Source organism: Archangium violaceum Cb vi76 (assembly GCF_000733295.1).
GTDB lineage: Bacteria > Myxococcota > Myxococcia > Myxococcales > Myxococcaceae > Archangium > Archangium violaceum.
Genome location: NZ_JPMI01000332.1, coordinates 1 through 8,521, shown reverse-complemented (window position 1 = coordinate 8,521; position 8,521 = coordinate 1). Strand labels below are relative to the sequence as shown.

The window sequence follows — 8,521 nt, the reverse complement described above, 5'->3', positions numbered from 1 at the left end:
GCTCCGAACGACTTGCGCGCAGGACGCTCGCCACGCTCCTCACGCTCGGGACGGCTGCTCGGAGTCTCCTCGACCTCGTCCTCGCCGGGAGTCCACGTCCCGCGGCGCTCGGCACGGCCCGCCGCGCCACGGAACGCCGGACGGGAACCGCCCTCGCCACGCGGGGCGAACGTCTTGCGCTCGGGAGCACCCGCCGCCGCTCGCGCCGGACGCTCCGCCTTCACACCCTTGCGCTCGGGACGCTCCGTCCGGGCGGCCCCTCGGGCCGCGGGCTTCTTCGCCGCCGCTCGCGACCGGGCCGGCGCGGGAGGCGCCTCGTCACCGAAATCATCGTCGTCCAGGTCCGCCTCCGCGAAGCCCGGGGCCGAGCGCCCGTGGCGCCGCGGCGGCAGCTTGAGCTCGCGCTCCGGCGGCGTGGCCTTCCCGTCCGCCACCTCGTTCAGCATGCGCACCTGGTTCTCCGACAGCGGCCGCAGCTCGCCCGGGCGCAGGCCCTCGACGGTGATGCCCGCGTAGGAGGGCCGGAACAGACGCACCACCGGCGCCCCCACCGCGGCGCACAGCCGCTTGATGAGGTGCGGGCGGCCCTCGGCCACCACCAGCTTCAGCCACGTGTTGCGCTCGGCCTGCTCGAAGACGTCCACGGACAGCGGCGTGGCCATGCCGTCCTCCAGCCGCACACCGCCGCGCAGCTTCTCCAGCGTGGCCGCGTCCGGCGAGCCCTTCACCTTCGCCAGGTACGTGCGCGGCACCTGGAAGCTCGGGTGCGTCAGCTTGTGCGCCAGCGCCCCATCGTCCGTGACGAGCAGCGCCCCCTCGGCGTCGTAGTCCAGCCGGCCCACCGGGAAGAGCCGCTTGCCGGTCTCCTCGATGTAGTTGGCCACCGTGGGCCGCCCCTGCGGATCCGAGAGCGTCGTCACGACGCCCACCGGCTTGTACAGCACGTAGTAGGTGGACTCCTCCGGCGGCGAGACGAGCTTGCCGTCCACCGTCACCAGGTCTCCCGGGGACACCTTGGAGCCCAGCTCGGTCACCTTCTGGTTGTTCACCGTGACGCGGCCGTCGGTGATGAGCTCTTCCGCGTGCCGCCGAGAGGCCACGCCAGCGCGGGCCAGGTACTTCTGCAAACGTTCAGACGCCATTTCCGCCACCTTCCACTTCTTGGCCCCCCCGTCAAGCAGGCTCTGGCCCCTTTTCACCCTCGGGGGGTGCCTCGGGGGGTGCCTCAGGGGGTGGTGGGGGGGTCGGGTTCAGGACGCTGGAGGCGGCCTTCTGCGTCTTGTCCGCGGCGTCCATGGCCTGCTCCAGCTCCTCGAGCGCGGCCTCCGACGCCGCCACGCTCTTGTCCATGCGCTTCTGGAAGTCCGGATCCGCCAGCATCTCCACGGTGCCGGCGGCTGCCGGAGCCGAGGGCCGCTCCTTCTCGACGATCTCCTGGTGCTCCTGCGTCAGCTCGTGGAACTCGCGCAGCGTGGGCAGGGCGGACAGGTCCTTCAGGGCGAAGAACTCGAGGAACTCGCGGGTCGTCCCGTACAGCATGGGCCGGCCCACCTCCTCCTTCTTGCCCAGGATCTTGATCAGCTTGCGATCCAGCAGCGCCTTGATGACGGCGCCGCAGTCCACGCCGCGGATGTCCTCGATCTCCGGGCGGGTGACGGGCTGACGGTAGGCGATGATGGCCAGCGTCTCCACGGCGGCGCGGGTGAGGCGCTGGGGCTTCACGCGCAGGTAGCGCCGCACGTACTCGCCCGAGTGCGGATCCGTGCGGAACTGCCAGCCGCCGGACACCTCGTACAGGACGATCCCGCTGATGCCGTCGCGGTGGACGCCGGAGATGAGGTTGAGCGCCTCCTGGATCTTCTCGCGATCGATGCCCGTGGCCTCGAAGAGCTGATCCAGATCCAACGGCTTCTCGGCCACGAAGAGCACACTCTCCACCACGGTGCGGATGCGCTCCGGGGAGAGGTTGCGGCTCTTGACGACGAGCTTCTCGAAGGACGACTGGAGGTCGGGGACCTCGTCGGCCTCGATGGTGGCGACCTCGGAGTCCTCCAGCTCGTCCTCGTCACCGGGGCCGGTGACGGCGGCGATCTCCTCCTCGGTGAAGGGGCTGGGGCCGCCGGAGGAGCGCGGGGGCTTGCCTCCGGTGTCCTCGGGACCGTTGTTACCGGTACTCACTCTCATCCACCTCCGTGGGGACCAGCCGCTCCAGGGCATCCCCGTTGGGCGTGAGCAGGATGTCCGCCAGGGGGGCTTCCTGGCTCACCTTGAGCAACCGCCGCTTCACCATCTCCAGGATGGCCAGGAAGGTGATCACCAGCTCCTGACGCGTACGATGCTCATCGAACAGACTCTCGAAGGTACACGCTCCCTGGGCCTTCAGGCGCTCGGCGATGCGCATGATGGCCTCGGAGATGCTCACCTTCTCGCGCACCACCTCGTGCTGCAGCTTGGGCGCCAGGCGCTCCAATACCCGATCGAGCGCTTCAATGAGCTTGAGGACGGAGAACTCCTGCAGGCCCACCTCCTCCTCGGGGATGGGCACGGCCTCCACGGGCACCCGGCGCGGGAACACGTCGCGATCCAGGATGTCCTGCATGGCGAGCTGCTCGGCGGCGTCCTTGTACTTCTGGTACTCGAGCAGGCGGCGCACCAGCTCGGCGCGAGGATCTCCGGCCTCCTCCTGCTGCAGCTCGGCGACCGCGTCCGCCGTCTGCTCGGCGGTGTCCTGGCGCGGCAGGAGCATGCGGCTCTTGAGGTGCGCCAGCGTGGCGGCCATCACCAGGAACTCGCCGGCGATGTCGAGGTTGATCTCCCGCATCCGCTCCAGGTGCTCGAGGTACTTCTCGGTGATGAGCGCCAGGGGGATGTCGAAGATGTCGAGCCGGTGCTCCTTGATGAGGTGGAGCAGCAGATCCAGCGGTCCCTCGAAATTGGGCAAGGCGACGCGGAACGCGTCGCCCGGACTGCGGGGCACGTCTGCCTCGAGGGTCTCCTCGGTGGGAGGGGCGCTGCGACGGCCTGCGCTCACCAGACGTCCTTACTCACGCTCAGGGAACGCCCACTGCGCGGCGGATCCGCTGCATGAGCTGGGAGGCCTCGGCCCGGGCGCGCTCGGCGCCATCCTGGAGGATGCGCTCGAGCTCGGCGGGATCGCGCTTGAGCTCCTCGTACCGCTTGCGCGCCGGGCCGAAGGTGTCGTGGTAGGCCTCGAGGAGCAGCTTCTTGTACTCGCCGTAGCCCTTGCCACCGGCGCGCCAGGAGGCATCCACCTCCTGGAAGCGCTGCTCGGGCAGCATGAGCTTGAGCAGATCGTACAAGGGAGCGTTCTCGGTGGGCTTGGGCGCCTCGACGGCGGTGGAGTCCGTCTTGATGCCCATGATGCGCTTCTTGATCTCCTTCTCTTCTCCGAAGAGCTCGATGGTGTTGCCGTAGGACTTGGACATCTTCTGTCCGTCCACGCCCGGCACCGTGGCGGTGCTCTCCTGGACGCGGGCCTCGGGCAGCTTGAGGAGGCCGGGGGCGTGACCCTTCTCCTTGCCCTCGGGGTCCTGCGGGTCGTAGCCGGGCACGTAGGTGAGGTTGAACTTCACCGCCCAGTCGCGAGCGAACTCGATGTGCTGGATCTGATCCTTGCCCACCGGCACGTAGTCCGGGCTGTAGAGCAGGATGTCCGCGGCCATCAGCACCGGGTAGGCGAAGAGGCCGAAGTCCGGGCTGATGCCCTTGGCGATCTTGTCCTTGTAGCTGTGGGCGCGCTCGAGGTGGGCGTGCGGCACCACGGTGCCGAGGATCCAGTAGAGCTCGAGCACCTCGCGCACGTCGCTCTGCCGGAAGAGGACGGCCTTCTTCGGATCCAGGCCGAGCGACACGTAGGCCATGGCGGCGTCGCGCGTCAGCTCCTCGGCGAGCTTGGGCTCGCGCACGGTGGTGAGCGCGTGCAGGTTGGCGATGAAGAAGTAGGCCTGGCCCTCGTCCTGGAGCTGCACGAACTGACGGATGGCGCCGTAGTAGTTGCCGATGTGCAACCGGCCCGAGGACTGGACTCCCGAGAGGATCCGCATGACTCCCACGCCTATACACGAAAGGGGTGACAGCCCTGGTTCGCACACCCAGGGCGACCCTGCAACTTTCCTGCGAGCGCGCCGCGGCAATTGAACCCGGCCGCTCGCTCCCCGAGCACACCGACTACTGGGTCCTACTCGGCAACCGAGGCAAAGGACTGTGAAATCAAAGGGTTGCCGGGGGTGGCGGGCTTCGTTACCCTGCTGTTCCCCCAGGGAGAAGGAAGTCGTCGACATGGATCGGTTCAAGGGGAATCTGGCCAGCTACCGGCTGCAGCTGTTGATGCCCGCGTTCTTCGAGGCACCAGCGGTGGACGGGATGCTGCGCGTGGAGCGCGGCGCGGTGCGCCGGCACTTCTTCTTCCAGCGCGGCTACCTGGTGGGCGAGAGCTCCAGCGAGGCGACGGAGCACCTGGGACAGATGCTGGCGCGGCTGCGGATCCTGGACGCGGAGCGGGCGGCGGTGGCCTTCGAGGCGGCGGAGACGGCGGGCGTGCCCTTTGGCACCTTCGTGGTGGAGCGGGGCCTGGTGGCGAGGGCGCGGCTGCTGGAGGCGATGGAGCACAAGGCGCGCGAGGCGCTCTTCGACTGCTACGGGTGGGAGTCCGGCGAGGTGGAGTTCCGCCCGGGGCTGCCGCCGCTGGGGCGGGCGGTGGAGCTTCAACTGGGCCTGAAGGAGCTGCATCGGGACGCGCTGACGCGGCTGCTCGAGTGGAAGGTGTTCTGGAATCTCTTCCCGGGGCCGGCGACGACGTTCGGGGTGTACCGGGAGTTCGCGGTGGAGACGGTGGCGGCGGCGGAGGAGCAGCTGCTGCAGCTGGCCGAGAACGGGGCGACGCTGAGCGAGTTGCTGGCGGCGTCGCCGGAGGGCCCACTGCATGGGGCGCGCTGGGTGCTGCGCCTGTACCGGCGCGGGGCGCTGACGCCGCGCAAGCCGAGGGGCCCGAAGGTGGGCGAGGAGACGGAGCTGGCGGATCTGCTGACGCTGGCGCGAGGCCTGGTGGACGGGGGCCGGTACGAGGAGGCGGTGGCGGTGGCGGCGCAGGTGTTGGAGCGGGCGCCGGTGCCGGAGGCGCACACGCTGTACCGGGAGGCGGAGGTCCGGTTGACGGTGGCGCTGGCCGAGGAGGTGCTGGCGCTGGACGGGCGGCTGTACTTCGAGCCGTTGCCGCGCCCTGCCCCGGCGTCGCTGACAGCGGACGACCTGTACCTGTACACGAAACTGAGGAGCAGCCGGACGGTGCGCGAGGCGTTGCGGAACACGGCCATGGGTGAGCTGGCGGCGTACCGGGCGCTGAAGCGGCTGATGGAAGCGGGCGTGGCGAAGCTGATGCCGGACACCGGGGCTCCGAGGAAGCGCGCGAAGACGGAGCCATTCGGCATCCCCATCATCGTGCGCTGAGCCCCCCAGACGAAGCCGTGCAATATCCCCTCTCCCCCTGGGCTGAGGACTGCACACGCTCCACAAGCGGGCACAAAAAGCTTGTGGACGAGTGCCGCCTTTCTTGTGGATGAGTGCGGCAGATGAGGCGGGCTTTCCGCTCACCTTCCAACGGCTGTTAGGCACTCAAGCGATAATTCCCCCGCGTCCAGCCCCGAGCGGTCACGACTCCGGGGGCGGACCGTCGAGGCCCCTTAGCTGCTCCTCGGCCATCTCGCGGTATAGCGGCACGACCTCCACGGCCAGCACGTCGCGCATCTGCTGGCGCGCACCGTCGAGATTCCCAGCGTCCCGGAGGCTCGTCATCCGGAACAGTGCGCGGGTGATTCGCTTCTTGCCCTCCCGGAAGCGAGAGAGAATCATCCGCATAAGGGCCTCGGCTCCTCCCGGGCTCTTTAGAGCCTCTTCCGTCTCGGCCTCGATGATTCCAGCCGTGGGGGCGGTCCGGCGTAGGAGGGCGCACAGTTCCTCGGCAAGTTCCAGTGCGTGTCCCTGCTGGATGCGACGTTCAAGAGCGGCGAGTTGGTCCCGGTCGGGAAGGCTCGCACTCACGCGCCCGCTTGCGGCCACTTCCGCAAGTTGGGTCATTTCCTCAAGCATACCTTCAGCCCGCTTGCGGTACACAGGAACAACCTCTACGGCGAGCACGTCGCGCATTTGCTTGCAGGCCCCCTCAAGGTCCCCCTGATCCCGAAGGTCATACATCGCAAGGCGTGCATCATCGAGCCGGTCAGCGCCATCATCAATGCGTCGCACGACCTCCTTTAGCAACGTGCTGGCCGTGGTCACACTACGTAGGGCATCCTCAGCGTCCGGCTGGCTGATGCCTACCTCCTGAGCAGTCCTGAGCAGGAGTGCCCGCGTGCCTTCCGTCAGTTCCAGCGGCTCGTCACCCTCAAGCACTCGCTGGGCTAGATTGCGAATGGAATTCCAATCAATTTTGGCTGACATGGTTAATTGCCTTCACCGGAAGGGTGGCACCTGTCCTTGGGCCACTTTCGCTGGCCCTCACAGTAGCGGATGCAATCGTAACAGTTGCCCGTCCAGCGCCGCTCAGTGCACGCAACGTAAAATTTGATGCACCGCTGTTTCCACTCTGGCAGGTCTTCGTTGTTGGCGAACTCATCGGAATCAACGTAGTCGTCCGGATTGAAGTCCTCGTTGATGTTCGCGACTACATCGCTCACCTCCGCTATTTCCCTCAAAACTCGGAGCACGTCCGAGCGGCTGGCGGTGCAGTTCTCTAGCGGGCTCAGCGGGTATTTCTTTATGCAGCAGTCCACCGTGGAGTCTCCCGGTCGGCATGCGATAGCCGCTGCACAGCCCGACACGAGCCCACCCACCAGAAGGACCACCCAGAGGCGTGGGGGATAATCCAGGTTTTCCATGCCTCAAAGGCTAGGCCAGCTAACCAGGGAACGCCAGCCGGGGACAGGGCGTGACGAGCTGGACGCCACCAACCCGTCCTGACTGGTTCCCCGCTGTGCGAAACCGTCTACTTAGCCGGTCTGCCCGCTGGCTCAGGACTCCTTCTCCCTCCTCCTCGGGCAGAAAGTTTATTTCCAGACGGCGCCTAAGAGAGGGCTAGGGTGAGGGTATGGAAGCCCGTGCCGCAGCGGCCCGTGGCCACCACAGCGAGCCCAGCGTCAACCGGAGCATGTCAAACGGCTCCGCCATGACCTCGCCGTCTCCGCTGTGCCGGGCGACGTGCAACCAATCCCTCTCCTGCCTGCGGTAGATCTCCAGGCTGCGAGCCGACGGATCGATGAGCCACACATGGCTCACCCCCTCGCGATGGTAGAGCGGCAGTTTGCGTTTCCTGTCGACCCGCTCGGTCGAGGGTGAAAGCACCTCGCACACCCAATCCGGAGCCACCGTGGAGAACGGCTCGTCCATGAAGGGCGGGACGGGCATCCGATCGCGACGCCACCCCGCGAGGTCCGGCACCAGGACATCCCTCCCGAGGTGAAGTTCCGGCTCGTAAAGGATCCACCACCCACTATTGGGCCCCTGCTGTCCCAGATCCGAAGCAGGGCCCAGCAGGATGCTCAAGGCCCAGGCCACCCGCGCATGAGGCATGGCCGGGCGCGGAGAAGCCACCAGTTCGTCCTCCAACAACTCCCCGACCCACCCGACCGGCAGCGCCTCAATGTCCTCGTACGTGGCCGGCTTCTTCCCCTTCCCCATCTCCGCACCCCCTACCTTTGTGGTCAGAACCCGCGAGGCAGCGCCCTGGTTCCTCTTCCTGAGCCATCATACACCGGACTCTGACTTCTCCGGTAGGGTCCCCCGCAAGGCCAGGGTCGAGACGATCCTCGAGGAGTCCACACTCCCGGACTCTTGCGAGCGGTATGCCCTATCCCCTAAGACCCGCCCGCCTTCTCACCCGACAGGAAAGCGCTCCTCATGCTCAAGAAAATCCTCATTGGTGTGGCCGTCGTCATCGTGGCGCTGTGCGGCGTCATCGCCATGCAGCCGGCCACCTACACCGTGCAGCGCAGCGCGACGTTCAAGGCGGCGCCGGACATCACCTTCGCGCTGGTGAACGACTTCCACAACTGGGGTGGGTGGTCGCCCTGGGACAAGCTGGATCCGAACCAGAAGACGACCTTCGAGGGCGCGGCCACGGGCGTGGGCGCGAAGTACAGCTGGTCTGGCAATGACCAGGTGGGCGAGGGCCGGATGGAGATCGAGGAGAGCAAGACCAACGAGCTCGTCCGCATCAAGCTGGAGTTCATCCGGCCGTTCCCGTCCACCAGCCCGACCACCTTCACCTTCAGCCCGGCGGCCGAGGGCGTGACGGTGACGTGGAAGATGGACGGCACCAACGACTTCATGGGCAAGGCCTTCGGCCTGTTCGTGGACATGGACGCCATGCTCGGGGCGGACTTCGACAAGGGCCTGGCGGCCATGGGCAAGATCGCCGAGGCCGAGACGCGGAAGCGCGCCGAGGCGGAGGCCGCCGCGAAGCTGGCGGCCGAGAAGGCGGCGGCCGAGGCCGCGGCAGCCGCTCCGG

General features: G+C 67.5%; 8 protein-coding genes. 2 read left to right on the top strand and 6 right to left on the bottom strand.

Annotation, left to right across the window (positions count from 1 at the left end; all coding sequences use genetic code 11):
- The 4 genes from Q664_RS44250 to trpS form a co-directional block, all read right to left on the bottom strand.
- Window positions 1-1,142 (bottom strand): pseudouridine synthase (locus Q664_RS44250; RefSeq protein WP_043411047.1); only part of this gene is annotated, 1,142 nt, incomplete at its 3' end.
- Window positions 1,143-1,173: 31 nt separating this feature from the next.
- Entirely contained in the window at window positions 1,174-2,178 is a 1,005-nt protein-coding gene (gene scpB, locus Q664_RS44245) for an SMC-Scp complex subunit ScpB (RefSeq protein ID WP_052519457.1), read from the bottom strand.
- Window positions 2,165-3,031, bottom strand: a complete 867-nt coding sequence (locus Q664_RS44240; RefSeq protein WP_043411040.1) for a segregation and condensation protein A — start codon at window positions 3,029-3,031, stop codon at window positions 2,165-2,167. The genes scpB and Q664_RS44240 overlap by 14 nt, the downstream gene beginning before the upstream one ends.
- A gap of 19 nt (window positions 3,032-3,050) precedes the next feature.
- Entirely contained in the window at window positions 3,051-4,064 is a 1,014-nt protein-coding gene (gene trpS / locus Q664_RS44235) for a tryptophan--tRNA ligase (RefSeq protein WP_043411036.1), read from the bottom strand.
- A 235-nt stretch (window positions 4,065-4,299) separates the two neighbouring features.
- Here trpS and Q664_RS44230 point away from each other — a divergent pair, with 235 nt between their 5' ends.
- Window positions 4,300-5,466 carry a DUF4388 domain-containing protein gene (locus Q664_RS44230; RefSeq protein ID WP_043411032.1) on the top strand — a complete coding sequence of 389 codons (1,167 nt, stop codon included), beginning with the start codon at window positions 4,300-4,302 and terminating at the stop codon, window positions 5,464-5,466.
- A 201-nt stretch (window positions 5,467-5,667) separates the two neighbouring features.
- Here Q664_RS44230 and Q664_RS44225 read toward each other — a convergent pair whose 3' ends face one another.
- Together Q664_RS44225 and Q664_RS44215 are read right to left on the bottom strand one after the other, a co-directional pair.
- The gene (locus tag Q664_RS44225; protein WP_043411029.1) at window positions 5,668-6,456 is read right to left on the bottom strand and encodes a DUSAM domain-containing protein; all 789 of its coding nucleotides are present in this window, start codon (window positions 6,454-6,456) and stop codon (window positions 5,668-5,670) included.
- A 633-nt stretch (window positions 6,457-7,089) separates the two neighbouring features.
- The gene (locus Q664_RS44215) at window positions 7,090-7,692 is read right to left on the bottom strand and encodes a Uma2 family endonuclease (protein ID WP_043411022.1); all 603 of its coding nucleotides are present in this window, start codon (window positions 7,690-7,692) and stop codon (window positions 7,090-7,092) included.
- Between the two features lie 219 nt (window positions 7,693-7,911).
- On the opposite strand from Q664_RS44215, the gene Q664_RS44210 reads away from it, so the two are divergent.
- The coding region (locus Q664_RS44210) for an SRPBCC family protein (protein WP_043411042.1) at window positions 7,912-8,521 on the top strand (610 nt) is incomplete at its 3' end.

Coding starts and splice junctions, on each gene's coding strand:
- Q664_RS44230 (WP_043411032.1), top strand. CDS start 4,300: ATGGATCGGTTCAAGGGGAATCTGGCCAGCTACCGGCTGCAGCTGTTG.
- Q664_RS44225 (WP_043411029.1), bottom strand. CDS start 6,456: ATGTCAGCCAAAATTGATTGGAATTCCATTCGCAATCTAGCCCAGCGA.
- Q664_RS44215 (WP_043411022.1), bottom strand. CDS start 7,692: ATGGGGAAGGGGAAGAAGCCGGCCACGTACGAGGACATTGAGGCGCTG.
- trpS (WP_043411036.1), bottom strand. CDS start 4,064: ATGCGGATCCTCTCGGGAGTCCAGTCCTCGGGCCGGTTGCACATCGGC.